Origin of the sequence: Mesorhizobium sp. B1-1-5, from assembly GCF_006443065.1 — a bacterium.
Lineage (GTDB): Bacteria > Pseudomonadota > Alphaproteobacteria > Rhizobiales > Rhizobiaceae > Mesorhizobium.
Genome location: NZ_VFWS01000027.1, coordinates 26351 through 52306 on the forward strand (window position 1 = coordinate 26351; position 25956 = coordinate 52306).

Sequence of the window (25956 nt, forward strand, 5' to 3'; positions counted from 1 at the left end):
GGATTGGCGGATATCAAGGGAATATTGTTCGACAAGGACGGCACGCTTGTCGACTTCAACGCAACCTGGCTCGGCGTCGCCGACTTCATGGCGATGGATGCCGCCGAGGGCGATCGCTGGAAAGCGGATCGGTTGCTCGCCGCCGCCGGCTTCGACTTCGTCACAAAGCGCTTCAAGCCGGATTCGATCTTCGCCTCCGGCTCGAACATGGATGTCGTCGAGCTCTGGTTTCCGCGCCTGTCCGAGGAAGACCAGATGCACGCCGTTTCCCGCTTCAACGAGATCACTTCGGCGCAAGGTTCGGCCATGGCGGTCGCGCTGCCGGGCGTCGTCGATTCGTTGCGGGCCTTGCACAAACGATCCTATCGCATGGGTGTCGCCACCAACGATTCGACCAGCGGCGCCGAAAAGACGCTGGCCACGCTCGGTATCGCGCAGCTCTTCGATGCCGCCTTCGGCTATGACGCCGTTGCCAACTCCAAACCGGCGCCCGACACGGTTGTCGCTTTCTGCGATCTGACCGGGTTGAAGCCGGGCGAGATCGCCATGGTCGGTGACAACCGCCACGATCTGGAAATGGCGCGCGCCGGCGGCTGCGGCCTGGCGGTGGGCGTGCTCTCCGGCACCGGCACGCGCGACTCGCTGGCGCCGATGGCGGACGTCGTTCTGGACTCGGTCGCCGACCTGCCGGATTTTCTGACTGCGCGGATGAGTGTGCCGGCGGGTTAACCGGATTTCGCAACGAAAGCGAACATCGCGCTGGGCCTGGGGTCGCTGCCGCCGTTTCCGCCGACATCCGGCACGTGATACTCGCCGAGCAGGCAAAGCCGCGGTCTGGGCAGCCAGGCGCGGCCGGGATCGCCGACCAGCACATCGATGCCGGCAGCAAGGCAGCGGTCGAGGAACGGGATCATCCGCTGCCCGACATCCTGCGCGTAAAAGACGTCGCCGGCGAGAACCAGGTCGACCGCCGGCGGCGGACCGCCGGTGACGTCCTCATCGCGTATCTGGATGGCGACGCCATTGGCTTGGGCATTGAGGCGGAGCGCCACGATGCCGTTGCGGTCGATCTCCGCTGCGATCACCGCGCTCGCTCCCGCTTTTGTCGCCGCGATGCCGACCAGCCCCGAGCCGGCGCCGAGGTCGAGCACGCGCTTGCCGGCTACGATCGACGGACGGTCGAGGATATACCGCGCCAGCACGGTGCCGCCGGCCCAGGCATAGGCCCAATAAGGCGGCTGTGGGTCAGGCGGGCTTCCGTCGCTCTCGTCTTCCGGCTCGAGCAGCCGCCGCAGTCCGCTGCCGGGATGCGCCTGATAGAGCCGGACCTCCGGCACTGACGGTACCGGCGCCAGCCGCATGTTCGCCTTGATGAAATCCGCCGGATCGAGCCGCTTGCCTCGCTCCCGTGCCTTGCCGGCGGAATAATCGCTCAAACCTGGTCCCGTAGCGCCCGCCGCAGGATCTTGCCGACCGGCGTCTTCGGCAGTTCGGTGCGGAATTCGATATGTCGCGGCCGCTTGTAGCCGGTCAGGTTCTCGCGGCAATAGGCCATCAACGTCTCGACGGTGAGCGCCGGATCCTTCTTCACCACGAACAATTTAGGCACTTCGCCGGAATGCTCGTCCGGCACGCCGATGGCCGCCACTTCCAGCACGCCAGGGTGATGCGCCACCACCTCTTCCAGTTCGTTGGGATAAACGTTGAAGCCGGAAACCAGGATCATGTCCTTCTTGCGGTCGACGATCTTGGTGTAGCCGCGCTCGTCCATGAAGCCCATGTCGCCGGATTTGAAGAAGCCGTCCTTGGTCATCGCCTTGGCGCTCTCGTCGGGCCGGTTCCAGTAGCCGGCCATCACCTGCGGGCCGCGGATGCAGATCTCGCCCACTTCGCCGAGCGGCACGTTGTTGCCGTCGTCGTCGCGGATGGCGATCTCGGTCGAAGGCAGCGGCAGCCCGATCGTGCCGGTGAAATCGGCCGAGCTGAACTTGTTGGCGGTCGCCACCGGCGAGGTTTCGGAGAGCCCGTAGCCTTCGCTCACCGGACAGCCGGTCAGCGCCTTCCAGCGTTCGGCGACGCCCCTCTGCACCGCCATGCCGCCGCCCAGCGTCAGGATCAGCGGCTTGAAGTCGAGCTTGCGGAACTCCTCATTGTTGAGCAGCGCGTTGAACAGCGTGTTGAGGCCGGGAAAGATGTGCATCGGGTATTTCGCCAGTTCCTTGACGAAGCCCGAAATGTCGCGCGGGTTGGGGATCAGCACATTCTGCGCGCCCTGCTGCATGCCCATCAGCGCGTTCACCGTCAGCGCGAAGATGTGATAGAGCGGCAGCGCGCAGATGAAGTTGAGATGCGCCGGCTTCGGCTTCACGGTATAGGCGTCCTCCACCCACAGCGAATTCTGCGCGACGTTCGAAAGCACGTTGCGATGCAGCAGCACGGCACCCTTCGAGACGCCGGTGGTGCCACCCGTATATTGCAGGAAGGCGATGTCGTCGCCGGAGATCGTCGGCGGCTTGAAGGCGATGCTCGCGCCGGTCTTGAGCACCGCGTTGAACTTCACATGGCCGGGCAGCGACCATGCCGGAACCATCTTTTTCACCCGCCGCACGACCAGGTTGACGATGGCGCCCTTGAGGCCGCCCAGCATGTCGCCCATGGCGGCGACGATGACGTGCTTCACCGGCGTCCTGGCGATCACCGCCTGCAGCGTGCCGGCGAAGTTCTCGAGGATGACGATCGCCTGCGCGCCGGAATCCTTCAGCTGGTGTTCCAGTTCGCGCGGCGTGTAGAGCGGGTTGACGTTCACCACCGTGTAGCCGGCGCGCAGTATGCCCATCATCGCCACCGGATATTGCAGCACGTTCGGCATCATCAGCGCCACGCGCGCGCCCTTCTCCAGGCCTCTCGCCTGCAGATAGGCGCCGAACGCGGCCGACAGCCGTTCGACCTCGGCATAGGTGATCGACTTGCCCATGCATATGAAAGCCGGACGCCCGGCGAATTGCTTGCAGGCGCCGACGAGGAAGTCGCCGATGGACTTGTAGGGCAGGGCGCCGATCTCGGCCGGCATGTTCTTCGGATAGCTTTTCAGCCACGGCTTTTCCGGCAGGCCGACGGTGAGCTCGGTGATCGCCTTCGGCAGGCCCTTCGAGACAGGCTTCGCGTTGCCCGTTGCCGGCGCCGTCTTCGCGGCGGGCGACTTCGCGGCCGCTTTTCCGGCTTTTGCCGCTGCGGGCTTGGCAGCGGCCGGCTTTGGGGCTGACTTTGCGGTCGTCTTCGCCTTCGGTGCGGCTGCGGCCTTGGCAGTCTTGGGCGCATCACTTGCGGCGGCGCCCTTGGCCTTTGCGTTCACCGGGGCTGTCGTCTTGGCTGCTTTTGCCACCTGTCTCTCCCTGTCGCCTTCGATCTGGGCGCCCGCTTCAAGGGAAGCGTCCTCCACGCCGTCGCGGATTTTCCGGGAAATCCCGCCCACAGTCTATGTATTGCCTCTATCGGCGACGGTGCAAGCCTTGCCCCAGCGGCAGGGCAGGGAAAGATTTGCCGTCGAAATCCGATGATCCGGACACCTTCCACAGCATGTCCGGCGGCGGGCAGATCTCCGGCAGTCGGGCCCTGTCGGCTCATTTTAACAGGTGAGTGATCAATAAAAAAATGCCGTCGTTAATAATGTCGTGAGCAGAAAAAACTACTCAATTTTTCTGCGGTTTGAGCAAAAGCTAGATTCTTTTCCTGCTTCCCATGGGGTACGCAAACGAGGTGTTCCAAAGGCGAAGAAACGGTGCTTATATGCGCCCTTCGCGAGCCTGATAGAGGGGCTTGAGAGAACATCAGGGAGTGGTCAATGAAAAAGACAATGACTTTTGCAGCCGCGTTGCTGGCTGCAAGCGTCCTCAGCGGCATGGCCAGTGCTAAGACGCTCGTTTATTGCTCGGAAGCGTCGCCGGCCAATTTCGATCCGGGTACGACAACCGGCGGTAACGACTTCGACGCGTCTTCGCGCACCGTCTATTCCCGACTGGTCGAATTCAAGCATGGTGGCACCGAGATCGAGCCTGGTCTGGCCGACAAGTGGGAAATTTCCGACGATGGCCTGGTCTATACTTTCCATCTGCATCCGGGTGTGAAGTTCCAGACCACCGACTATTTCAAGCCGACGCGCGACCTCAACGCCGATGACGTCGTCTTCTCCTTCGATCGCCAGTTCAACAAGCAGAATCCGTGGAACGGCGACAAGTATCTGCCGAACCTCACCTGGGACTATTACACCGGCATGGACATGCCGAAATACGTCGCCAAGTGGGAGAAGGTCGATGACCTCACCGTCAAGCTGACGCTGACCGAGCCGAACGCGCCGATGCTGGCCAATCTCGGCATGGATTTCGCCTCGATCGTGTCGAAGGAATATGCCGACCAGCTCCAGAAGGACGGCAAGATGGCCGACTTCTCGACCAAGCCGGTCGGCACCGGTCCGTTCCAGTTCGTCGACTACCAGCTGGATTCGGTCATCCGCTACGCGGCCAATCCCGACTACTTCAAGGGCAAGGAAAAAATCGACGATCTCGTCTTCGCCATCACGCCTGACGCGACCGCCCGCATCCAGAAGGTGCTTGCCGGCGAATGCGACGTCGCGCCCTATCCGAACCCGGCCGACATCGCCACCATCAAGGCCAACAAGGACGTGACGCTGATGGATCAGGCGGGCCTGAACATTGGCTATATGAGCTACAACACCACCATCCCGCCGCTCGATAAGCCGGAAGTGCGCCATGCGCTCAATCAGGCGATCGACCGGGAAGCCCTGATCAAGTCGCTGTTCCAGGATGCCGGCGCGACGCCCGCCGAGAACCTCATCCCGCCGACCATGTGGTCGTGGGACAAGGACGTGAAGACCGACACCTACAATCCGGAAGCGGCCAAGAAGGTTCTCGCCGATGCCGGCCTGAAGGAAATCCAGCTCTGGGCCGCCGACCGCGTTCGTCCCTACAATCCGAACTTCCAGCGCGCGGCCGAGCTGATCCAGGCCGACTGGGCCAAGGTCGGCGTCAAGGCGAACATCGTCAACTACGAGTGGACGAAGTATCGCGAGGAAGGCAAGAAGAAGGACCGTCCCGGCGCCTTCCAGATCGGCTGGACCGGCGACAATGGCGATCCGGACAATTTCTTCGCCACGCTCTTCGCCTGCTCCGCCATCGGCGTCTCGAACTATTCGAGCTGGTGCGACAAGGACTTCGAGGACCTGATCCAGAAGGCCAAGAAGACCAGCGACCAGGCCGAGCGCACCAAGCTCTATGAGCAGGCGCAGGTCATCTTCGCCAAGCAAGCGCCCGCTTTCCTGCTGGCTCACAGCCAGGTTTACGCGGTCGTTCGCAATAATGTCACCGGCTTCAAGATGGACCCGCTCGGCATTCACCGTTTCGACGGCGTTGACAAGTCCGAGTAATATTGCGAACGGGGCGGCGCAACTTCCAGCGCCGCCCCGTTCCATTTGATGATGCTCCGATACCTTCTCAACAAAATCGCCCTCCTGATTCCGACCCTGGTCGGCATCACCATCTGTGCCTTCGCCTTTGTCCGGCTGCTGCCGGGCGATCCGATCCTCGCCATGGCCGGCGAGCATGGCGTCGCCCCCGCCCGCTACGAAGAGCTCAAGCAACAGTTCGGCTACAATCTGCCGATCTGGGAGCAGTATGCGCGCTATGTGGGTGAGGTCGCCACCGGCGATTTCGGCGTTTCCATCTCGTCCAAGCGGCCGGTCCTCGAGGAGTTCAAGACGCTCTTCCCGGCGACGCTGGAACTGTCCTTCTTCGCCATGGTCTTCGCCATGGTGATCGGCATTCCCGCCGGCATTTTTGCCGCCGTCAAGCGCGGCTCATGGTTCGATCAATCGCTGATGGGCACGGCCCTTGTCGGCTACTCCATGCCGATCTTCTGGTGGGGCCTGCTGCTCATCATCTTCTTCTCGGGCTATCTCGGCTGGACGCCGGTCTCGGGCCGCATCGGCCTGCAGTTCTTTTTCAAGCCGATCACCGGCTTCATGACCGTCGACAGCCTCCTCTATGGCAAGTGGGACGCATTCCGCTCCGCGCTTAGCCATCTCGTCCTGCCGGCGATCGTGCTCGGCACCATTCCGCTGGCGGTGATCGCGCGCCAGACGCGCTCGGCCATGCTCGAGGTGCTGGGCGAGGACTATGTCCGCACCGCGCGCGCCAAGGGCCTTTCGGCGGCGCGCGTCATCGGCGTGCATGCCCTTCGCAACGCGCTTATCCCGGTCGTCACCACCATCGGCCTGCAGGTCGGCACGCTGCTTGCGGGCGCCATCCTCACCGAGACCATCTTCGCCTGGCCGGGCATCGGCAAATGGATGGTCGATTCCATCTTCAAGCGCGACTATGTCGTCGTGCAGTCGGGCCTGCTTTTGATCGCGCTGATCGTCATGGCGGTGAACCTCATCGTCGATGTGCTCTATGCCGTCATCAACCCACGCATCAGGGCGGCATAAATGACCCAGACAGAAATCGCCCCGATGGCCGCCGGCAGCCCGGATCGGCTCACCGGCATCAAGACCTTCTGGCACTATTTCTCCGTCAACCGCGGCGCCGTCATCGGCCTGTTCGTCTTCCTCCTTTTGGTGCTCGCCGCGCTGTTCGCGCCGCTGCTCGCGCCCTATGCGCCCGACGTGCAGGACAAGACCGCGTTTCTGCGGCCTCCCGCCTGGCAGGCCGGCGGCTCGACGCAATATCTGCTCGGCACCGACCCGGTTGGCCGCGACATCCTCTCGCGCCTGCTCTACGGCGCGCGCTTCTCGCTGCTGATCGGCGCGGTGGTGGTCACGCTGGCGCTCACCGGCGGCATCACGCTCGGCCTGCTGGCGGGCTATTTCCGCGGCTGGGTCGACGTCGCGATCATGCGCGTCATGGACCTGATCCTGGCCTTTCCGTCGCTGCTGCTGGCGCTGGTGCTTGTCACCATTCTCGGCCCGGGCCTGTTCAACGCCATGCTGGCGATCGCATTGGTCCTGCAGCCGCATTTCGCCCGCCTGGTGCGTGCCGCCGTGATGGCCGAGAAGAGCCGCGAATATGTCGTGGCGGCGAAGGTCGCCGGCGCCGGCCATGTCAGGCTGATGCTTGCCACTATCCTGCCCAACTGCCTGGCGCCCTTGATCGTCCAGGGCACGCTGTCCTTCTCCAACGCTATCCTGGAAGCCGCCGCGCTCGGCTTCCTTGGCCTCGGCGCCCAGCCGCCGACGCCGGAGTGGGGCACCATGCTTGCCACGGCGCGCGAATTCATCCTGCGCGCCTGGTGGGTGGTGACTTTCCCGGGTCTCGCCATCCTCATCACCGTGCTTGCCATCAACCTCGTCGGCGACGGCCTGCGCGATGCCCTCGATCCCAAGCTCAGGAGGTCGTGATGGCGCTGCTCGACATCCAGAATCTCGTCGTCGAATTCCAGACCGCGTCCGGTCCGTTCCGCGCCGTCGACGGCGTCTCGCTCCATGTCGACGAACGCGAGGTGCTCGCCATCGTCGGCGAATCCGGCTCCGGCAAGTCGGTGTCGATGCTGGCCGTGATGGGCCTGCTTCCATGGACGGCGACCGTCACCGCCGACCGTATGGCCTTCAACGGCCGCGATCTGTTGAAGATCGACCCGGCCGACCGCCGCAAGATCATCGGCAAGGACATTGCCATGATCTTCCAGGAGCCGGTCGCCAGCCTCAATCCCTGCTTCACCGTCGGCTTCCAGATCGAGGAAGTGCTGCGCTTCCACATGGGCATGGACAAGGCCCAGCGCCGGGCGCGCGCCATCGAGCTTTTCAAGCAGGTCGGCATTCCGGAACCGGAGGAGCGGCTGAATTCCTTCCCGCACCAGATGTCGGGCGGCCAGTGCCAGCGCGTCATGATCGCCATGGCGATCGCCTGCAATCCGAAGCTGTTGATCGCCGACGAGCCGACCACCGCGCTCGACGTCACCATCCAGAAGCAGATCCTCGACCTGCTGGTCTCGCTGCAGGCCAAATACGGCATGGGCCTGATCATGATCACCCACAATATGGGCGTGGTGGCCGAGACCGCCGACCGCGTTATCGTCCAGTACAAGGGCCGCAAGATGGAGGAGGCCGACGTGCTGTCGCTCTTTGAATCGCCGAAGAGCAACTATACGCGCGCGCTGCTCTCGGCGCTGCCGGAGAACGCCGTCGGCGACCGGCTGCCGACCGTCTCCGACATGCTGTTCGAGCCCGCACCTTCGGGAGCCGGCGCATGACCAAGGTCGTCGAAGGCAAGGACATCAAGCGCGACTACCATGTCGGCGGCGGCCTGTTCCGCGGCGCGCGCACCGTGCATGCGGTGAAGGGCGTGTCCTTCAGCGTCGAGAAGGGCAAGACGCTTGCCATCGTCGGCGAGAGCGGCTGCGGCAAGTCCACGCTTGCCCGCATCATCACGCTGATCGATCCGGCCACCTCCGGCGAGCTCTTCATCGACGGCAACAAGGTCGACATCGCCAGGGACGGGCTCACCAAGGAGATGCGCCGCAAGGTGCAGATCGTCTTCCAGAACCCCTATGGCTCGCTCAACCCGCGCCAGAAGATCGGCGACGTGCTCGGCGAGCCGCTCCTGATCAATACCGACAGGCCGGCCGAGGAGCGCCGCGACCTGGCGATGAAGATGCTGAAGAAGGTCGGGCTGGGACCGGAGCACTACAACCGCTATCCGCATATGTTCTCGGGCGGCCAGCGCCAGCGCATCGCCATTGCCCGCGCGCTGATGCTGAACCCGAGCCTGCTGGTGCTGGACGAGCCGGTCTCGGCGCTCGACCTCTCCGTGCAGGCGCAGGTGCTGAACCTGCTTGCCGACCTGCAGGACGAATTCCAGCTGACCTATGTCTTCATCAGCCACGACCTCTCGGTGGTGCGCTATATCGCAGACGACGTGATGGTCATGTATTTCGGCGAAGCCGTCGAATACGGCCCGCGCGACGAGGTCTTCTCCGATCCCAAGCACGCCTACACCAAGACGCTGTTCGCCGCGACGCCGCGTGCCGACATCTCCAGCATCAAGGCGCGACTGGCGAAGAAGAAGGCCGCGGCCTAGGAGGTCGTCATCCTAGGGCGGAGCGACGCGAAGCGTCGCGCAGACCCTAGGATCCATTCCGTTACCTCAGCCGAAAGGTGCAGCGGAGCAGAATTCTGCACCGTTGCGACGCTCCTATGTCACGGAATGGATCCTCGGGTCTGCGCCGCGTCGCTTCGCTCCTTGCTTCGCCCGTGGATGACGAAGCGGAACTTGCTACGCACCCCCTAAGAAGGCTCGGTTGTTTCAAGACAGCTTCGCAATAATCGCCCGCAGCGCTTCCCCAAACCGGCGCACTTCCTCCACCGTGTTGTAGTGCACCAGCGAGGCGCGGATCGCGCCGCTGTCCATCGACAGGTTTAGCCGCTTCATCAGCCGCGGCGCATACATGTGGCCGTCGCGGATGCCGATCTGCATGGCGGCCATCTCCTCGACGATTTTCTGCGGCGACAGCTTGCCGATGTTGAAGCAGAAGGTCGGCACGCGCTCGGTGATGCGCTTCTCGTCTGCGACGCCGTAGATCGTGGCATCGCAGTCCTTCAGCACCTTCAGCATTGCGCGCGCCAGCATCAGCTCATAGTCGCGGATGGCGTTCATGCCGGCGACGATGTTGTCGCGGCGCGAGCGGTTGTTTTCGGGAAGGAAGTTGCGGCCGATCGATTCCAGGTAGCGCACCGCCGCGTCCATGCCGGAGACGTTCTCGTAGATGAAGGTTCCGGCCTCGACCTTGTAGGGCGGCTCGTCGGGAATGAAATCCTCGCGGAAGGTCGGCAGCCGCTTCAGCGTCTCGAAGCGGCCCCACAGGAAACCCATATGCGGCGAGAAATTCTTGTAGCCGGAGCACACGAGGTAGTCGCACTGCCAGGCCTGCACGTCGATCAGCCCGTGCGGGCCGTAATGCACGCAGTCGAGGAACACTTCGGCGCCGGCCGCATGCACGATCCTGGCCACCGCGGCGACGTCGACGATCGAGCCGATCGAATGCGCCGTCACCGTGCAGGCGACGAGGCGCGTGCGCTCCGACACCAGCGGCTTGAGGTCGTCGACGTGCAGATTGCCGTCCTCGCGCATGCGCCACCATTTGAACTTGGCGCCGGCGGATTCCAGCGCCAGCCAGGTGGCAATGTTGGCGTCGTGGTCCATGTCGGTGATGACGATCTCGTCGCGCTCCTGAAGCATCTGGCCGATGCCGAGGCTGACCAGGCGGATGAACGATGTCGCATTCATGCCGAAGCAGATTTCGGACGGACTGTAGGCATTGATCAGCAGTGCCACACTTGTCCGCGCGTCGGCGACCGATTGATCGACGGTGACGCTGCGGCCATAGCGGCCGCCGCGCTGCACATTGTGCGACACCAGATGGTTGGTTACCGCGTCGAGCACGCTTTGCGGGATTTGCGCGCCGGCGGCATTGTCCAGGAAGATGAAGTCGCCCGCCTGTTGAATCGCCGGAAACATGGCGCGGATCTTATCGACCGGAAACGCGGCAGCGTTGGTATTGTCGGACTTGTTCACGGGGGTACGCTCCTGCGGGGGACTTGGACGGTTGGCGGGTTCAGCGCGTCTTCTCGGTCTGGAAGCGGCGCTCGAGCAGGCTGACGAGGCGCACCATCGGCCAGAGGAAGATGAGGTAGACAAGCGCCGCGCCGATCAGCGGCGAGGGGTTGGCATAGAGCGACTGCGCGTTGGTCGCTTCCTTGAGCAGTTCCGGCAGCGCCACAGTCGAGGCAAGTGAGGTATCCTTGAACATCGAGACGCAGTTGCTGGTCATCGGCGGGATGACCACGCGGATCGCTTGCGGCAGCACGACTTTGCGCAGGGTCAGCATGAACGGCAGGCCAAGCGCCTGCGCCGCCTCGAACTGGCCGCGCGGAATGCTTTCGATGCCGGAGCGGAACACCTCGGCCGAATAGGCCGACATGATGATGGCGAAAGCCGTCACGGCGGACGCCCAGGACGACAGGCGTATGCCGAGGAAGGGCAGCGCGTAGTAGATCAGGATCAAAACCACCAGCACCGGCAAAGCGCGAAAGATGTCGGTGTAGCCGACTGCGAGCAGCCGCAGCGGCTTCGGCGCATAGAGCCGCACGAGGCTGATCGCCAGCCCCGCCGCGATGCCGATGACGATGCTCATCACCCCAAGCAGCAGCGTGTTGAGGAAACCGCGCAGCAGCGCCGGCAGGCTGGATGCAATAACATCGGGATTGAAGAAGGTGTCGATCAGCGACATGCGAGGGTTCCCGAACCGTTTTGCGTCCAGAGCAACTCGACGAAAAATGCGAAACGGCTTTTCGTCTGGAATTGCGTCAAATCAAGGAGACAGACGCCAGAGCCAGGCACCGACACCGATTTGCCGCGCCGGCTTCGGCGATGGCAGGGCTCATGCGTGAAAGAAACGGACGTGCCGGCATCTCGCGCCGGCACGTCCTGTTGCGTTCGTCGCCGCTCAGGCCTTGGGCAGCGGCATTTCCTTGACCGTGGAGGAGTCCGCCGGAGCATCGCTGTCGAACCACTTCTTATGGATCGCGGCCAGCGTCCCGTCCTTCTTCATCGCCGTCAGCGCGTCGTTCAGCTTGCCGAGCAGCGGGTGGTCCTTGGTCATCATCAGGCCGTATTGCTCGCCGGTCTTGATGCGTTGCTTGACGACGAGGTCCTTCATTTTCTTGAAGGAGTATTGCATGCCGGGAATGTCGCTGACGGCGGCATCGACACGCCCGGCGCTGAGGTCGAGCAACAGGTTCTGCTGCGTGTCGTAGCCCTTCACGTCGCTGAAGCCGTCGGCCTGCTGATGGTCCTTGACCCAGGTTTCGCCAGTGGAACCGGAAAGCACGCCGACGACCTTGCCCTTGAGGTCCGCCTCAGTGCTGATCGGGCTGTCGGCCTTGGTGGCTATGCCCATGTCGGAGTCATAATAGGGCTGCGTGAAGGACTGCGACTTCAGCCGCTCCTGCGTGATGGTGATCGAGGAGATGGCGACGTCGATGCGCTTGGAGGTGGTGGCGGCGAACAGCGCCTGGAACCCGAGATCGGCGATGTCGGTGGTCATGCCGATGCGCTTGGCCGCCTCGTTGACGATGTCGACCTCGAAACCCTCGAAGGTGCCGCTCTCGTTCTTGTATTCGAAAGGTGGATTGGTTGGATAAGCGCCGACATTGAGCACATCCGCGGCGTAAGCGGTGGCGGGGCCGGCGGCGATGCCGATGGCGGCGGCCATGAGAAGCAGGTTGCGACGAGTAAAGCTCATTTCTGTTCCCTCTGTTGTTGAACGGGCGGGTTTTCCCCGCACGGCTTTTTGCCGCTCCGCTTCCGGCAGGGCGTCAATTCATTGCGGCGGTCATGCGTTGAAGCGCCGTTTCTATCTGGTTGCTGTCGCGGCACACGCACATGCGCAGGAACGCCGCCGCCGAATTTCCGAACAGGTGACCGGGCGCAAGCCCGACCCGCGCTGTCTCCAGAATGCGGGCGCAGGCGCGGCGCGCGTCGTTCTCGCCCTCCAGGGCGAAGAACGCATACATGCCGCCGCGCGGCTTGGTCGGCAGGATGGTGCCCGGGATTCGCGCCAGCCGGTCATAGGCGAGATCGAGGCCTATCCTGATCCGCTGCCTGATTTCCTCGACCAGCGGCTCGCCCTGGCGGATCGCCGCGACGGCGCCGGCCTGGATCGGCGCGGCGGTGCCGCTGTTGACATATTGCGTCATCGCGCCGAGCTGGTCGGCAACGCCCGACGGATGGGTCAGCCAGCCGATGCGCCAACCGGTCATCGCCCAGGCCTTCGAAAAACTGTTGACCGACAGCACCCTGTCGCCGTCCTCGGCGATCTGCAGGATAGAAGGGGCGACGTCGCCGTCGAAATAGAGCCGGCCGTAGACCTCGTCGGAGATGATCCAGATGCCGGTGCGCCGGCTGAAGTCGAGCAGCGCCTGCATTTCCGCGCGCGTCGCGGTCCAGCCGGTCGGATTGGACGGCGTCGACAGGAAGATCGCGCGGGTGCGCGCGTCGCAGCTTGCAAACAATCGCTCGAGATCGAGCTGCCAGTCGCCCTTGAAATCGAGCGAGAACGGGCGCGGCTCGCCGCCGATCAGATGGATGGCGTTGTGGATGTTGGGCCATTGCGGCCCGACATAGACGACATTGGTGCCGGCATCGACCAGCAGTTCCAGCGCCAGATAGAGCGCCTGCATACCGCCCGGCGTCACCGTGGTTCGCGCGATCGGGATCGAGCGGCCGTGGATGCGCGTCTGGTACTCTGAAAGCGCCTCGTTCAGCGGGCCGTGCCCACGCATGTTGGGAACGTAGAAGGTCAGGCCTTCGTCGAAGGCGGCCTTCGCCGCGTCGCGGATGAAGGCTGGCGTCACCATATCGCCTTCGCCGTACCAGAGCGCGATGACATCGCCGAGTTCCCGCGCGCGAACCGCGAGGTTGGCGATATTCTCCGTGTGCAGGTCGCGAATCTGGGCGCGCACGCCGTCGAAAGCATAGCGCGCGCTGGACGATGAATGGGGCAGTATGAACGACAAGGACCGAACCCCTCTCACCCGGAACACTGCGACGGACCGGAAAAGCCCCTCCAGCCGGACAGTCGCGATCTGATGCTATCCAAAGTACGGCGCTTTTCAAGGCGAAAGTTTTAAGCTTAAAGTTTGGCGACCCTCTGCCTTGCCGATATGCTCTCGCCTAGCCGGCCCCTTGCGCCAGTTCGGCGCGGGCGGCGGTGCCGTTGGCCGCGGCCCCGGCACCGAGAAACATCGTGTCGCTGGCCAGCACGAAGAAACTCGCGCCGATGGCTGCCCATCGGCTGACGGTCTGGGGGCTGGCGCAAAATATGCCGGCAGTCCTGCCATGTGCGATCGTTACGCGAATGATTGTTCCGATCGCCTCGGAGAGCTTGTCCGCGCCTGCCGGGCCGATCGCGTCGATCGACACCGAGAGATCGCCAGGGCCGACGAAGACCACGTCGACGCCGTCAACCGCCGCGATCGCTTCGATATTGGCCAGTCCCTCCGATGTCTCGACCTGGACCGCGACGATCGTTCGGTCGTTGGCGGAGGCAAGATATTCGGGAATGCGATAGCCATAGCCCGCGGCCCGGCCGGGACCGACACCGCGCGCGCCTTGCGGCGGATAGCGCGAGGCCTTCACCGCCATTGCGGCCTGCTCCGCCGTCGAGACGCGCGGCACGAGCACGCCTTGCGCGCCGCTGTCCAGCGCCGCCTGAATGGCTTCCGGCGCATGGCCGGGAACCCGGACCATCGCCGGCACGCGATGCACGTCGGCTGCTCGCACCATGGCCTCGATCATGTCGCGCGAGATCTGCGCGTGCTCCCAGTCGATGCAGAGGAAATCGAGGCCGGACAGTGCCATCACCTCGACGGCGACCGGATGGGGAATGGCGGCGAATGACCCGATGAGGTTCGTCTTGCCGATGCACTTCTGGCGGAACTCGCTCATGCCGTCCCCTTCTGAGTTGTCCAATGCATACCCGCAAATGACGGCGAGGCGAAGCTATTTCAGGCTTGAAATATTTTCACGCCGGCCTAGCGTGTGGCGTCCCGCCGCGAGTTTCCAAGATGATCAAAGCCCATCCCCTGCACGGCCCGAACAGACTGAAGCTCGGCGTCTTCTCGACCAATGCCGATGGCGGGCTTGCCATCACCGACGTGCCGGAACGCTGGACCGCGAGCTGGCGGGATAATCTGACGGCCGCCCAGATAGCCGACCGCGCCGGGCTCGAATTCATGCTGCCGATCGCGCGCTGGCGCGGTTTCGGCGGCCGCAACAAGGTCCGCGAATTCTCCTTCGAGACCTTCACCTGGGCGGCGGCGCTCGCGGCCGTGACCGAGCAGATCGGCCTGTTCATGACGGTGCATGTGCCGCTGGTGCATCCGCTCTACGCCGCCAAGGCGCTGGCGACGGTCGATCACATCAGCCAGGGCCGCGCCGGGCTCAACATCGTCTGCGGCTGGAACCCGAAGGAGTTCGGCATGTTCGGCACGCCGCTGGTCGAGAAGGGCTATGACCAGGCGGCGGAATGGATCGAGATCCTCGAGCGGCTTTATACGTCGAGCGAGCCTCTCGACTATGAAGGCGCTTATTATCGGCTCAAGGAGGCGGTGAGCCGGCCGGCCAGTCTTCAGGTTCCGCGTCCGGTGACGATGAATGCCGCTTTCGGCGGCCCAGGCCGGGATTTCGCCGCCGCCAGATGCGACTATCTGTTCACGACCTTTTCCGAGATGAACGATGCCGGCAAGCATGTCGCCGACATCGGTGAGCGCGCCGACAAGGCGGGCCGCGATGTCGGCGTCTATACGGTAGCGCATGTCGTCTGCCGCCCGACGGTGGAAGAGGCGCAGGCCTACTACACGCGCTACGCCGTCGCGATGGCCGATCACGAAGCCGTCGATGCCCATATGGCCGGCAAGAAGGAATTCTCCCAGTCGCACGATCCGCACGCCTATGATCTCTACCGCCAGCGCTTTGCCGGCGGCGCCGGCACTTATCCGTTGATCGGAACCCCTGAAAAGATTGCCGCCGATATGGTCGCCATTGCCGGGCATGGCTACCAGGGCATCGCATTGTCCTTCGTCAACTACACCCAGGAACTGCCCTATTTCTGCGACCATGTTCTGCCGATTTTGAGACAGGCAGGACTGCGAGGATAAGGTCCGGTCGGTACCTGCTGGCGGGGGCTTTCGCAACTTCGTCATTCCAGGGCGGAGCAGGAGCGAAGCTCCGTCGCGGAGACCCTGGAATCCATTCCGTTACCTCGAACGCAGGGCGCAGCGGAGCAGAATTCTGCACCGATGCGGCGCGTCGAAGTCACGGAAGGGATCCTCGGGTCTGCGCTGCGTCGCTATCGCTCCTGCTCCGCCCGTGGATGACGAAGCGATCGGGCGCTTATTCCGGGATAACAGCCGTCGCCTGAATCTCGACCTTGGCCCGGTCCTCGACCAGCGCCACCACTTGCATCGCCGCCATCGCCGGGAAGTGTCGGCCGATCACGTCGCGATAGGCCTCGCCGATGCCTTTGAGATTGCCGACATATTCGGCCTTGTCGGTAAAGTACCAGGTCATCGAGGTGATGTGCCGCGGCTCGCCGCCGGCTTCGGCGAGCACGGCGACGACATTGGCGAGCGTCTGGCGCACCTGGCCGACGAAGTCGTCGGTCTCGAACCGGCATTCGGCATTCCATCCGACTTGGCCGCCGATAAAGACGAGCCGGCCATGCGCGGCCACACCATTGGCGTAGCCGATCGGTTTGGCCCAGCCTTCCGGCTGCAGGATGGTGTGCATGTCCAGTTCCCCCTGGTTCAAACTCGTTGTCACGCCCCGCCCATCACCTGCCTGGCGATGACCACCTTCTGCACGTCCGAGGCGCCTTCATAGATGCGCAGCGCCCGGATCTCGCGATAGAGGCTCTCGATGATGTGGCCCTTGCGCACGCCGTCGCCGCCATGCAGTTGCACCGCCTTGTCGATCACCTCCTGCGCCCTGTCGGTGGCGAAGAGCTTCGCCATCGCCGCCTCGCGCGTCACCCGCGCGGCTCCCATGTCCTTGGTCCAGGCGGCGCGGTAGATGAGGAGCGCAGCGGCGTCGACATCGAGCGCCATGTCGGCGAGGTGACCCTGTACCATCTGCAGCTCCGCCATCGGCGCGCCGAACAGTTTTCGCTCGGCCGCGCGTTTGATGCTTTCGTCCAGCGCGCGCCGCGCAAAGCCGAGGGCGGCGGCGCCGACCGTCGAGCGGAAGACGTCGAGCACGGACATGGCGATCCGAAAACCGTCGCCGGGCTTGCCGATCAGGCCGGAAGCCGGAACGCGCACATTGTCGAAGGACAGCCGCGCCAGAGGGTGAGGGGCGATGACCTCGAGCCGCTCGGCGACGCTGAGCCCCTTCGTCTCCGCCGGCACGACGAAAGCGGAAATCCCTTTCGCGCCGGGCGCCTCGCCGGTGCGGGCGAACACGACATAGAGATCGGCGATGCCGCCATTGGAGATCCAGGTCTTCTCGCCGCAAAGCAGATAGTCGCCGCCGTCGCGGACGGCGGTCATTTCCATGTTGGCGACGTCCGATCCTGAGCGTGGTTCGGAGAGCGCAAAGGCGGAGATCGCTTGGCCGGCCCGCGTCCTCTCCAGCCAGCGCTGCTGGTCCGGCGTGCCGAACAGCGTGATCGCGCCGGTGCCCAGCCCCTGCATGGCGAAGGCGAAATCGGCGAGCCCATCGTGGCGGGCCAGCGTCTCGCGCGTGATGCAGAGCGTGCGCACATCGAGCGGCGCGGCTTTGGCCGGGTCGAGCGCCGTCGGCTTCAGCCATCCGTCGCGGCCAAGCATCGCCACGAGCGCGCGGCAGGCGGCATCGACGTCGTGATGGTCGACGGGAAGGTTTTTTGCGCACCAGTCTTCGAGACGCTCGGCGAGTTGGCGGTGGCGGTCTTCGAAAAAGGGCCATGAGAGGAAGGTGCGGTCAGGCATGCTTGCCTCCGCTATTCTCAAAAGTTTCCGCTCTACGGCGCCCCCCTCTGTCCTGCCGGAGATCTCCCCCTCTGGGGGGGAGATTGGCAGTTTTGGTGCCCCGCTCAATCCTGCGGCGTTGGTGGTTGGCGAAAGCGGGGGCGACATCCGATCTTCCCCCTAGAGGGGGAGATGGCCGGCAGGCCAGAGGGGGGCGCTGTCCCGCCAATCTCTCCAAGAACACACCCATCCTCAACTCCCCTCGAACACCGGCTTTTCCTTCGCGGCGAACGCCTTGTATGCCCGCTCGAAATCGCCGGTCTGCATGCAGATCGCCTGCGCCTGCGCTTCCGCTTCGATCGCCTGGTCGAGGCCCATCGACCATTCCTGGTTGAGCTGCGTCTTGGTGATGCCATGCGCGAAGGTCGGGCCGGAGACGATGCGCGCCGCCATGTCGAGCGCGTCGTCCTCCAGCGCCGAGGGCTCGACAAGCCGATTGTAGAATCCCCAGCGCTCGCCTTCGGCGGCGCTCATGGTGCGGCCGGTGTAGAGCAGTTCGGCGGCGCGGCCCTGGCCGATGATGCGCGGCAGGATCGCGCAGGCGCCCATGTCGCAGCCGGCCAGCCCGACTCGGGTGAACAGGAAGGCGGTCTTCGCGTCCGGCGTGGCGATGCGGATATCGGAGGCCATGGCGATGATCGCGCCGGCGCCGACCGCGACGCCGTCGACGGCCGCAATGATCGGCTTGCCGCAGTTGAGCATCGCCTTGACGAAATCGCCGGTCATGCGCGTGAAGGCGAGCAGCGCCTTCATGTCCATCTTGACCAGCGGCCCGATGATGTCGTTGACATCGCCGCCCGAGCAGAAATTGCCGCCATTGGGCAGGAACACCACGGCATCGACATCATCGGCATAGACGAGCTCGCGAAACGTGTCGCGCAGCTCGGCATAGCTGTCGAAGGTCAGCGGGTTCTTGCGCTCCGGCCGGTCCAGCCGGATTGTTGCGACCCGGCCTTCGACCTGCCAGAGGAAATGCTTCGGCTTGAGCTTGGCCATGGCGCTCATTCGCGTCCCTCCCAATTGCTGCGGAACGATTTCAGCATGCCGGTCAGCTGCCGCGCCTCGTCCTCGCTGACATTGCCGAGAAGCTCGCCGACCCAATTCTCATGCGCGGCGGCGATCGCGGCGAAAGATTTCGAGCCTTCCTCGGTCAGCCGCACCATCGAGGTGCGGCGGTCGCCGTTACGGCGCGCCCGCGTCACCAGCCCTTCGGAAACCAGCCGGTCGACGATGCCCGTCACATTGCCGTTCGACACCAACAGGAAGCGCGACAAGTCGCTCATCAGCATGCCTTCCGGCGAGCGGTAGAGCGCCGCCATCACGTCGAAGCGCGGCAGCGTGGTGTCGAACTCCTTCTTCAAACGCTCGCGCAGCTCCGCCTCGATGGTGCGCGAGGCGCGCAGCAGGCGTATCCACAGCCGCAGCCTGTCCTTGCCCGGCCCGGCGGAAGTCGGTCCCGCTACCATGTCTCGCCTCCCGAGATCGAAATGGCCTGCCCGGTGATCGACCGAGCGGCGTCGCTGCACAGCCAAAGCACCGCCGCCGCGACTTCCTCCGGCTGGACGAAACGCCCTTGCGGGTTCGTCGCCGCAAGGCTCGCGCGCGCCTCGTCGGTGGAACGTCCGGTCTTCTCGACGATGCGTTGGACGGACTCCTCAAGCATCTCGGTTTCGACGAAGCCCGGGCACACGGCATTCACGGTGACACCGGATTTGGCGGTCTCGGCCGCCAAGGCCCGCATCAGCCCGACCACGCCGTGCTTGGCCGCGACGTAAGGTGCGACATAGGCATAACCCTTGAGGCCCGCAGTCGAGGCAATGAAAATGATCCTGCCTGCCTTTCGCGCGAGCATTCCGGCGAGCGCCGGCCTCACGGTCAGGAAGGCGCCGGTGAGATTGACGTCGAGCGTGCGCTGCCAGTCGGCGAACGCGGTCTTGTGCGCCGCCGCGCTGCCCGCCATGCCGGCATTGGCCACCACGATGTCGAAGGGTCCGCGCGCGGCTTCCGCCTTCTGGTACACGTCCGCCATGTCGGCCTCGTTCGTGACATCGGCAGTGACGGCAAAGATGCGGTCGTTTTCCTTTGTAACCTCGGCCAGCGCCGCCTCGCGCCGCCCGCATATGGTGACGGCCACACCTTCTGCCGCCAGCGCTTGCGCAATGGCTTTGCCGACGCCGGAACCGCCGCCGGTGACCAGTGCGTGCTTGCCGGCAATTTCGCGCACGGCGCTCATACCTTCAGCCCCGCAGACGCTTCGCGCTCCGCCAGGCGGTAGATCTGGTCGCGTCCCGGCAGATAGGGATCGGGCCATTTGACGCCGCGGTCGCCGAGCGTCACCGCCGCGTGCAGCGTCCAGTAGGGATCGGCAAGATGCGGCCTTGCCAGCGCCACCAGGTCGGCGCGACCGGCCATCAGGATCGAGTTGGCGTGGTCCGGCTCATAGATGTTGCCGACCGCCATCGTCGCCATGCCGACCTCGTTGCGGATGCGGTCGGAGAACGGCGTCTGGAACATGCGGCCATAGACCGGCTTGGCGGCGATCGAGGTCTGGCCGGCCGATACGTCGCAAAGGTCGACTCCGGCTTCGTGCAGCATCTTCGCGATCTCGACCGCATCCGAAGGCGTGACGCCTTCGATGCCCACCCAGTCATTGGCCGAGATGCGCATCGAGATCGGCTTTTCAGCCGGCCACACTGCGCGCACCGCATGGAAGATTTCCAGCGGATAGCGCATGCGGTTTTCCAGCGAGCCGCCATAGTCGTCGGTGCGGCGGTTGGTCAGCGGCGTGATGAAGGCGGAGAGCAGGTAGCCATGCGCGGCATGGATCTCCAGCATGTCGAAGCCGCAGCGCTCGGCCATTTGCGCCGAGGCGACGAACTGATCGCGGACCAGATCCATGTCGGCGCGGTCCATCGCCTTCGGCACCTGGTTCTTCGGCGACCATGGCACGGCCGAAGGCGCCATCACCGGCCAGTTGCCGTCCGGCATCGGCACGTCGGTTCCTTCCCAGCCCACCCGGGTCGAGCCTTTGGCGCCGGAATGGCCGATCTGGGCGCAGATCTTTGCTTCGGTTTCGGCATGGACGAAATCGACCAGCCGCTTCCAGGCGACCTCATGCTCCGGTCTGTAGAAGCCTGGGCATCCGGGCGTGATGCGCCCTTCCGGGCTGACGCAGGTCATCTCGATGTAGAGCAGGCCGGCGCCGCCCTTGGCGCGCTCGGCATAATGCGAAAAATGCCAGTCGGTTGGGCAGCCGTCGACGGCCTTGTACTGTGCCATCGGCGAGACGACGATGCGGTTGGCTAAAGTCATGCCGCGCAGCTTGAACGGCGCGAACATCGGCGCGCGGCGTAAGCTGTTGCCGCCGGCGCCGGCCTTGCGCTGGAACCATTCTTCGGCGCCCGCCAGCCATTCGGCATCGCGCAGCCGAAGGTTCTCGTGGCTGATGCGCTGCGAGCGGGTGAGCAGCGAATAGTTGAATTGAACTGGATCTAAACCGAGATATCGTTCGACTTCTTCGAACCATTCCAGCGAATTGCGCGCCGCCGATTGCAGTTTCAGCACCTCGGTGCGCCGCGCATCCTCATATTTGCGGAAAGCCGCATCGAGGTCCGGCTCGGACTCGACATAGTCGGCGAGCGCCACCGCGCTCTCCAGCGCGAGCTTGGTGCCGGAGCCGATGGAGAAATGCGCTGAAGCCGCCGCATCCCCCATAAGCGCCAGATTCTTGTACGACCAGCGCTCGCACAGCACCCGCGGGAAGTTGATCCACGCTGAACCTCGAATGTGATTGGCGTTGGTCATCAGCGGATGGCCGCCGAGATGCTTTTCGAAAATGCGTTCGCAGACCGCGATCGATTCCTGCTGCGTCATCTGGCCGAAGCCGAACGCAGCCCAGGTCTCTTCGCTGCATTCGACGATGAAGGTCGCGGTCTCGCTGTCGAACTGGTAGGCATGCGCCCACACCCAGCCATGCTCGGTCTTTTCGAAGATGAAGGTGAAGGCGTCGTCGAATTTCTGCGTGGTGCCCAGCCACACGAACTTGCATTTGCGGGTGTCGATGTCGGGCTTGAAGACATCGGCGAAGGCCGCGCGTGACTTCGAGTTCAACCCGTCGGCGGCGACCACCAGGTCATGCGTTTCCATAAAGGGTTTCGGGTCGGAAATATCGGTCTCAAACATCATCTTGATGCCGAGCTCGCGGGCGCGCCGCTGCAAGAGGATCAGGAGCCGCTTGCGGCCGATGCCGCAAAAGCCATGGCCGGAAGACACCGTGCGCACGCCGTCATGAATGACGGCGATGTCGTCCCAATAGGCGAAATGCTTCTTGATCCAGACGGCGCTGACAGGGTCGTTCCTGGTCAGGTTCTCCAGCGTCTCCGCCGACAAAACCACGCCCCATCCGAATGTGTCGTCGGCGCGGTTGCGCTCATAGACCGTCACCTCATGTGCGGCGTCGCGCAGCTTGAGCGAGATGGCAAAGTAGAGGCCGGCTGGTCCGCCGCCGAGAACCGCAACCTTCATGTCTTGCGATCTCCTCTAGAGCAATTCCGGGAAAAATGCGTAGCGGTTTTCCGTCCGGAATTGCATGAAACGCTGCATCGGGAACGCCGGCAAGACGGCGATCCCAATTGTCAGTATCGCGCCGGGTCGCAATTATTTCAAGCTTAAAGTTTTATAATTGAATGATCGCCGCCTGCCCTTCCTTCACCGGTCCAATCCGGCTCTTCACGCCCTACGCGTCGGTTGCAGCCAGTCAGGATCGATTTCCGGAAGCGGAATGGCGGCGAGCAGGTCGCGCGTGTAGGTCTCCTTCGGGTTCTCGAACAGCGCGTCGGTGGCGCTGGCCTCGACGATCCTGCCTTCGCGCATGACGATGACCTGCTGGCAGAGCCGCCGGATCACCGACAAATCGTGGCTGATGAAGGCCACCGTCAGCCCCATCTCGGCGGCAAGCTTCTCCAGCAGCGTCAGGATCTGCGCCTGCGTCGAGACGTCGAGGCCGGAGACGATCTCGTCGGCCAGCACGAATTTCGGCGACAGCGCCAGCGCCCGTGCGATGCCGACGCGCTGGCGCTGGCCGCCCGACAATTCGTGGCGGTAGCGGCTGGCGAAACTCTGCGGCAGGCCGACGCGCTGCAGCGCTTCCGCGACGCGTTCCTTCAGCTTGTCGCCAAGGCCGTTCTGCCTCAAGGGTGCGGCGATGATGTTGAAGATCGTATGTCGCGGATTGAGCGACGACATCGGATCCTGGAAGATCATCTGCAGGTCGCGGCGCAGCGGTCGCAGCTCTGCTTCCGAAAGACGGCTGATGTCGCGCCCCTCGAAGCTGATCGAGCCGGCGCTCGGCTCGATCAGCCTGACCAGCGCGCGGCCGAGCGTCGACTTGCCGGAGCCGGATTCGCCGACGATGCCGGTGACAGATCCCTTCGGCAGGTCGAAGTCGAGCCCTTTCAGGATCTCGGCCAGCGGCGCGCGGCCGATCAGCGGCTTGCGCGTCATGTCGGGCAGCGCCACCTTCAGCCCGCGCACGGAAAACAGCGGCTCAGCCATGGCCGGGCCTCCAGTCCTTGTCGGCGGCGGCGATCTCCACGGCCAATCCGGCAAGCACGCCTTCGTCCACCGGCTTCAGCGAGGCGTATGGGTCGGTGTAGCGCGGTGTCGCCGCCATCAGCGCGCGCGTATAGGGGTGCTGCGGTGCCGCAAACAGCGCCTCGGTCTCGGCCTCTTCGACCACCTTGCCGGCATAGAGCACCGACACTTTCTGGCTGATCTTGGCGACGACGCCGAGGTCGTGGGTGACGAACAGGATCGCCGTGCCGTGGTCGCGCTGCAGTTGCGCGATCAGCCGCAGAATTTGCTTCTGCACCGTCACGTCCAGCGCCGTCGTCGGCTCGTCGGCGACGATCAGCCTGGGCTCCGCCGCGAAGGCGGCCGCGATCAGCACGCGCTGCCGCATGCCACCGGACAACTCATGCGGATAGCTCTTCAGCACGCGCTCGGGATCGCGGATCTGCACCTCGTCGAGCAACTGCCGTATGCGCTTGTCGGCTCTCTCTGTGTTCCAGCCAAGGATGCGCACCAGCCGGTCGGTCATTTGCGGGCCGATGCGGCGCGACGGGTTGAGCGCGGTGAGCGGATCCTGCGGGATCAGCGCCGTGCGCGCGCCGATCAAGTTTCGCCGCGCCTTGACATCGAGGCGGCCGAGGTCCTCGCCCTCGATTAGCATCTCGCCTTCGACGATGCGCACGCTTTTCGGCAGCACGCCGAGCACCGCCTTGCCGATCATCGTCTTGCCGGCGCCGCTTTCGCCGACCAGCGCGCGCACTTCGCCCGGCTGCACGACAAGCGACACCGAGCGCAGCACGCGCTGGCCGTTGGGCAGCACGGCGCTCAAGCCGCGGATGTCCAGGCACGCGCTCATCGCAGCACCGGATCGAAGCGCGTCTTCAGCGCTTCGCCGAACTGGCTGAAGGAAAGCACGGTCAGGATCAGCGTGATCAGCGGGAACACCAGCACCCACCAGGCCTGGTGGATCGACAGCCGCCCTTCGGCGATGATGCTGCCCCAAGTCGGGTCGTCGGTCGAGATCGACAGATTGACGAAGGACAGGATCGCCTCGACGATCACGGCGATGCCCATTTCGAGCGACAGCAGCGCCACCACCGACGGCAGCACGTTGGGCAACACTTCGCGCAGCATGATGCCCATGCGGCCATAGCCGGCGATGCGCGCGCTCTCGACATAATCCATGCGTGCCTGGCTCATCGCCTCGGCCCGGATCACCCGGCAGAAGCGCGTCCAGTCGATGATCGCGATGGCGAGGATGACGGAGCTCAGGCCGGTGCCGAGCACGGCGACCAGCAAAATGGCGAACAGCACTGGCGGGAAGGCCATCCACACATCGACGATGCGCGAGATGATGCGGTCGGGCCAGCCGCCGAAATAGCCGGCGATCAGCCCCAGCGTGGAGCCGAGAACACAAGCGGACGTCGCCGCCGCGAAGGCGACGATGAAGGCGATGCGGCCGCCGAAGATCAGCCGCGACAACAGATCGCGTCCCAGGCTGTCGGTGCCCAGCCAATAGCCGGGCTCGGCCCCGTCCAGCCAGAAGGGGGGCAGGCGCTCCAGCATCAAATCCTGCGCCAGCGGGTCCTGCGGCGCGATCAACGGCGCGAAGATGGCCGCGAGCAGCGCCAGCAGAAGCCAGCCGCCGGCCAGCCACAGCCTCGGGCTCAAACCTCGCCTGGCGACACTTGCGTCATCCATGGCGCAGCCTCGGATTGAGCAGCGCATACATCATGTCGACGGCGAGGTTGATCAGCACGAAAAGCAGCGCGAACACCAGCACGATGCCCTGGATCAGCGGCAGGTCACGGTTGATGACGGCGTCGATCGCCATGTTGCCGAGGCCTTCATAGGAGAACAGCCGCTCGACGATGACGGTGCCGCCGATGAGGAAGGTGAACTGCACGCCGACCAGCGTCAGCGTCGGCAATGCCGCGTTCTTCAGCGCCTCGCGCAGGATCACCTGCGTCTCGGAAAACCCCTTCACGCGCGCCAGCACCACATAGTCGAGGTCGAGCACTTCCTTCAGCGACTGTTTGAGCAATTGAGCGATGATCGCCGCCAGCGGCAGCGCCAATGCCACGGCCGGCATCAGCATGTGTTTCAACAGGTCCCAGGTCAGGTCGAAACGAAGCCTTAGAATGCTCTCGACTAGGTAGAACTGGGTGGCGAAGGGCAGATCGAGCTGCGGCGACACCCGGCCCGAAATGTCGAACACCGGCACCAGCACGCCGAACAGCAGGATCAGCACCAGGCCCCACAGGAAATCGGGAATGGAAAGCGTCGCGCCGCTGGCGATGTCGATGCCGGCCTCGACCGCCGTGCCGCGCGAGCGCGCGCCGAGGATCGCGGCGGTAGTGCCGATCGCGATCGCCATCAGCAGCGCGACCGTCGCAAGCTCCAGCGTCGCCGGCAGCCGGTTGAACACCAGCCCTAGCACGTCCTGGCGCAATGATATCGACGTGCCGAAATTCCCATGCAGCACGCCGCCGAGCCAGATGAAGAATTGCTGCACGATCGACTTATCCAGCCCATAGAGCGCGCGCAGCCGCGCAATGTCGTCATCGCTGGCGCCGGGCGGCAGCATCATGGCGATCGGGTCACCGGGCGCGACGCGGATGACGACGAAGACGACGATGGCGACGCCGAAAAGCGTCACCAGCATCGTCAGCAGACGAACGAGGAATCTTTGCAGCAGCATGCGAGCCTAATCACTCTGAACGGACTCCCCCTCATCCGGCCGCTTCGCGGCCACCTTCTCCCCGAGGGGAGAAGAGGTCGCCGGCGGCTGAGCCAGCCTCTTCTCCCCACCGGGG

General features: G+C 64.3%; 24 protein-coding genes. 7 read left to right on the top strand and 17 right to left on the bottom strand.

Going from position 1 to position 25956, the window contains the following annotated elements:
* Nucleotides 1-3: 3 nt before the first annotated feature.
* Nucleotides 4-729, top strand: a complete 726-nt coding sequence (locus FJ980_RS12040; RefSeq protein WP_140543104.1) for an HAD family hydrolase — start codon at nucleotides 4-6, stop codon at nucleotides 727-729.
* Here the strand turns inward: FJ980_RS12040 and FJ980_RS12045 are convergent.
* Together FJ980_RS12045 and FJ980_RS12050 are read right to left on the bottom strand one after the other, a co-directional pair.
* Complete coding sequence (locus tag FJ980_RS12045; protein ID WP_140543126.1) at nucleotides 726-1361, bottom strand: 50S ribosomal protein L11 methyltransferase; 636 nt, start codon at nucleotides 1359-1361, stop codon at nucleotides 726-728. The two genes, FJ980_RS12040 and FJ980_RS12045, sit on opposite strands and share 4 nt — an antisense overlap.
* A 71-nt stretch (nucleotides 1362-1432) precedes the next feature.
* Nucleotides 1433-3382: a long-chain fatty acid--CoA ligase gene (locus FJ980_RS12050; protein ID WP_140543105.1), complete on the bottom strand. Its 1950-nt coding sequence runs from the start codon at nucleotides 3380-3382 to the stop codon at nucleotides 1433-1435.
* Between the two features lie 459 nt (nucleotides 3383-3841).
* Here FJ980_RS12050 and FJ980_RS12055 point away from each other — a divergent pair, with 459 nt between their 5' ends.
* From FJ980_RS12055 to FJ980_RS12075, 5 genes are read left to right on the top strand one after another with little or no spacing between them, the layout of a single operon-like run.
* Nucleotides 3842-5440: an ABC transporter substrate-binding protein gene (locus FJ980_RS12055; protein ID WP_140543106.1), complete on the top strand. Its 1599-nt coding sequence runs from the start codon at nucleotides 3842-3844 to the stop codon at nucleotides 5438-5440.
* Nucleotides 5441-5491: 51 nt separating this feature from the next.
* Entirely contained in the window at nucleotides 5492-6499 is a 1008-nt protein-coding gene (locus FJ980_RS12060) for an ABC transporter permease subunit (protein ID WP_095766207.1), read from the top strand.
* A complete protein-coding gene (locus FJ980_RS12065) occupies nucleotides 6500-7408 on the top strand; it encodes an ABC transporter permease subunit (RefSeq protein ID WP_140543107.1) in 909 nt (302 codons plus the stop codon).
* Entirely contained in the window at nucleotides 7408-8259 is an 852-nt protein-coding gene (locus FJ980_RS12070) for an ABC transporter ATP-binding protein (protein WP_140543108.1), read from the top strand. The genes FJ980_RS12065 and FJ980_RS12070 overlap by 1 nt, the downstream gene beginning before the upstream one ends.
* A complete protein-coding gene (locus FJ980_RS12075; protein ID WP_140543109.1) occupies nucleotides 8256-9086 on the top strand; it encodes a dipeptide ABC transporter ATP-binding protein in 831 nt (276 codons plus the stop codon). Before FJ980_RS12070 ends, FJ980_RS12075 begins: the two co-directional genes overlap by 4 nt.
* 225 nt (nucleotides 9087-9311) lie before the next feature.
* Here FJ980_RS12075 and FJ980_RS12080 read toward each other — a convergent pair whose 3' ends face one another.
* The 5 genes from FJ980_RS12080 to FJ980_RS12100 form a co-directional block, all read right to left on the bottom strand.
* Nucleotides 9312-10580 (bottom strand): cysteine desulfurase-like protein, encoded by a 1269-nt coding sequence (locus tag FJ980_RS12080; protein WP_140543110.1) that lies wholly within the window; start codon nucleotides 10578-10580, stop codon nucleotides 9312-9314.
* 40 nt (nucleotides 10581-10620) lie between these two features.
* On the bottom strand, nucleotides 10621-11295 hold the full coding sequence (locus FJ980_RS12085) for an amino acid ABC transporter permease (protein ID WP_140543111.1): 675 nt from the start codon (nucleotides 11293-11295) through the stop codon (nucleotides 10621-10623).
* Nucleotides 11296-11511: 216 nt separating this feature from the next.
* The gene (locus FJ980_RS12090; protein ID WP_140543112.1) at nucleotides 11512-12309 is read right to left on the bottom strand and encodes an ABC transporter substrate-binding protein; all 798 of its coding nucleotides are present in this window, start codon (nucleotides 12307-12309) and stop codon (nucleotides 11512-11514) included.
* Between the two features lie 73 nt (nucleotides 12310-12382).
* The gene (locus FJ980_RS12095) at nucleotides 12383-13582 is read right to left on the bottom strand and encodes a pyridoxal phosphate-dependent aminotransferase (protein WP_140543113.1); all 1200 of its coding nucleotides are present in this window, start codon (nucleotides 13580-13582) and stop codon (nucleotides 12383-12385) included.
* A 157-nt stretch (nucleotides 13583-13739) separates the two neighbouring features.
* On the bottom strand, nucleotides 13740-14513 hold the full coding sequence (locus FJ980_RS12100; protein WP_140543114.1) for an aldolase/citrate lyase family protein: 774 nt from the start codon (nucleotides 14511-14513) through the stop codon (nucleotides 13740-13742).
* Nucleotides 14514-14632: 119 nt separating this feature from the next.
* Here FJ980_RS12100 and FJ980_RS12105 point away from each other — a divergent pair, with 119 nt between their 5' ends.
* Complete coding sequence (locus FJ980_RS12105; protein ID WP_140543115.1) at nucleotides 14633-15724, top strand: LLM class flavin-dependent oxidoreductase; 1092 nt, start codon at nucleotides 14633-14635, stop codon at nucleotides 15722-15724.
* 235 nt (nucleotides 15725-15959) lie between these two features.
* Here FJ980_RS12105 and FJ980_RS12110 read toward each other — a convergent pair whose 3' ends face one another.
* The 10 genes from FJ980_RS12110 to FJ980_RS12155 all read right to left on the bottom strand — a co-directional run bounded on the left by FJ980_RS12110 (nucleotide 15960) and on the right by FJ980_RS12155 (nucleotide 25841).
* Nucleotides 15960-16355: a RidA family protein gene (locus FJ980_RS12110; RefSeq protein ID WP_140543116.1), complete on the bottom strand. Its 396-nt coding sequence runs from the start codon at nucleotides 16353-16355 to the stop codon at nucleotides 15960-15962.
* Between the two features lie 29 nt (nucleotides 16356-16384).
* The gene (locus tag FJ980_RS12115) at nucleotides 16385-17533 is read right to left on the bottom strand and encodes an acyl-CoA dehydrogenase family protein (protein ID WP_140543117.1); all 1149 of its coding nucleotides are present in this window, start codon (nucleotides 17531-17533) and stop codon (nucleotides 16385-16387) included.
* Between the two features lie 231 nt (nucleotides 17534-17764).
* Entirely contained in the window at nucleotides 17765-18577 is an 813-nt protein-coding gene (locus FJ980_RS12120) for an enoyl-CoA hydratase family protein (RefSeq protein ID WP_140543118.1), read from the bottom strand.
* The gene (locus FJ980_RS12125; protein ID WP_140543119.1) at nucleotides 18574-19038 is read right to left on the bottom strand and encodes a MarR family transcriptional regulator; all 465 of its coding nucleotides are present in this window, start codon (nucleotides 19036-19038) and stop codon (nucleotides 18574-18576) included. Before FJ980_RS12125 ends, FJ980_RS12120 begins: the two co-directional genes overlap by 4 nt.
* Nucleotides 19032-19805 carry an SDR family NAD(P)-dependent oxidoreductase gene (locus FJ980_RS12130; RefSeq protein WP_140543120.1) on the bottom strand — a complete coding sequence of 258 codons (774 nt, stop codon included), beginning with the start codon at nucleotides 19803-19805 and terminating at the stop codon, nucleotides 19032-19034. The genes FJ980_RS12125 and FJ980_RS12130 overlap by 7 nt, the downstream gene beginning before the upstream one ends.
* On the bottom strand, nucleotides 19802-22096 hold the full coding sequence (locus FJ980_RS12135) for a bifunctional salicylyl-CoA 5-hydroxylase/oxidoreductase (RefSeq protein WP_140543121.1): 2295 nt from the start codon (nucleotides 22094-22096) through the stop codon (nucleotides 19802-19804). The genes FJ980_RS12130 and FJ980_RS12135 overlap by 4 nt, the downstream gene beginning before the upstream one ends.
* Nucleotides 22097-22300: 204 nt before the next feature.
* A complete protein-coding gene (locus FJ980_RS12140; protein WP_140543122.1) occupies nucleotides 22301-23125 on the bottom strand; it encodes an ATP-binding cassette domain-containing protein in 825 nt (274 codons plus the stop codon).
* On the bottom strand, nucleotides 23118-23996 hold the full coding sequence (locus FJ980_RS12145) for an ABC transporter ATP-binding protein (RefSeq protein ID WP_140543123.1): 879 nt from the start codon (nucleotides 23994-23996) through the stop codon (nucleotides 23118-23120). Before FJ980_RS12145 ends, FJ980_RS12140 begins: the two co-directional genes overlap by 8 nt.
* Nucleotides 23993-24841 (bottom strand): ABC transporter permease, encoded by an 849-nt coding sequence (locus FJ980_RS12150; protein WP_140543124.1) that lies wholly within the window; start codon nucleotides 24839-24841, stop codon nucleotides 23993-23995. Before FJ980_RS12150 ends, FJ980_RS12145 begins: the two co-directional genes overlap by 4 nt.
* Nucleotides 24834-25841: an ABC transporter permease gene (locus tag FJ980_RS12155; protein ID WP_140543125.1), complete on the bottom strand. Its 1008-nt coding sequence runs from the start codon at nucleotides 25839-25841 to the stop codon at nucleotides 24834-24836. Before FJ980_RS12155 ends, FJ980_RS12150 begins: the two co-directional genes overlap by 8 nt.
* Nucleotides 25842-25956: the final 115 nt, after the last annotated feature.

Coding starts and splice junctions, on each gene's coding strand:
- FJ980_RS12045 (WP_140543126.1), bottom strand. CDS start 1,361: ATGCGGCTGGCGCCGGTACCGTCAGTGCCGGAGGTCCGGCTCTATCAG.
- FJ980_RS12055 (WP_140543106.1), top strand. CDS start 3,842: ATGAAAAAGACAATGACTTTTGCAGCCGCGTTGCTGGCTGCAAGCGTC.
- FJ980_RS12060 (WP_095766207.1), top strand. CDS start 5,492: ATGCTCCGATACCTTCTCAACAAAATCGCCCTCCTGATTCCGACCCTG.
- FJ980_RS12065 (WP_140543107.1), top strand. CDS start 6,500: ATGACCCAGACAGAAATCGCCCCGATGGCCGCCGGCAGCCCGGATCGG.
- FJ980_RS12070 (WP_140543108.1), top strand. CDS start 7,408: ATGGCGCTGCTCGACATCCAGAATCTCGTCGTCGAATTCCAGACCGCG.
- FJ980_RS12075 (WP_140543109.1), top strand. CDS start 8,256: ATGACCAAGGTCGTCGAAGGCAAGGACATCAAGCGCGACTACCATGTC.
- FJ980_RS12085 (WP_140543111.1), bottom strand. CDS start 11,295: ATGTCGCTGATCGACACCTTCTTCAATCCCGATGTTATTGCATCCAGC.
- FJ980_RS12090 (WP_140543112.1), bottom strand. CDS start 12,309: ATGAGCTTTACTCGTCGCAACCTGCTTCTCATGGCCGCCGCCATCGGC.
- FJ980_RS12100 (WP_140543114.1), bottom strand. CDS start 14,513: ATGAGCGAGTTCCGCCAGAAGTGCATCGGCAAGACGAACCTCATCGGG.
- FJ980_RS12105 (WP_140543115.1), top strand. CDS start 14,633: ATGATCAAAGCCCATCCCCTGCACGGCCCGAACAGACTGAAGCTCGGC.
- FJ980_RS12110 (WP_140543116.1), bottom strand. CDS start 16,355: ATGCACACCATCCTGCAGCCGGAAGGCTGGGCCAAACCGATCGGCTAC.
- FJ980_RS12115 (WP_140543117.1), bottom strand. CDS start 17,533: ATGCCTGACCGCACCTTCCTCTCATGGCCCTTTTTCGAAGACCGCCAC.
- FJ980_RS12120 (WP_140543118.1), bottom strand. CDS start 18,577: ATGAGCGCCATGGCCAAGCTCAAGCCGAAGCATTTCCTCTGGCAGGTC.
- FJ980_RS12125 (WP_140543119.1), bottom strand. CDS start 19,038: ATGGTAGCGGGACCGACTTCCGCCGGGCCGGGCAAGGACAGGCTGCGG.
- FJ980_RS12130 (WP_140543120.1), bottom strand. CDS start 19,805: ATGAGCGCCGTGCGCGAAATTGCCGGCAAGCACGCACTGGTCACCGGC.
- FJ980_RS12135 (WP_140543121.1), bottom strand. CDS start 22,096: ATGAAGGTTGCGGTTCTCGGCGGCGGACCAGCCGGCCTCTACTTTGCC.
- FJ980_RS12140 (WP_140543122.1), bottom strand. CDS start 23,125: ATGGCTGAGCCGCTGTTTTCCGTGCGCGGGCTGAAGGTGGCGCTGCCC.
- FJ980_RS12145 (WP_140543123.1), bottom strand. CDS start 23,996: ATGAGCGCGTGCCTGGACATCCGCGGCTTGAGCGCCGTGCTGCCCAAC.
- FJ980_RS12150 (WP_140543124.1), bottom strand. CDS start 24,841: ATGGATGACGCAAGTGTCGCCAGGCGAGGTTTGAGCCCGAGGCTGTGG.
- FJ980_RS12155 (WP_140543125.1), bottom strand. CDS start 25,841: ATGCTGCTGCAAAGATTCCTCGTTCGTCTGCTGACGATGCTGGTGACG.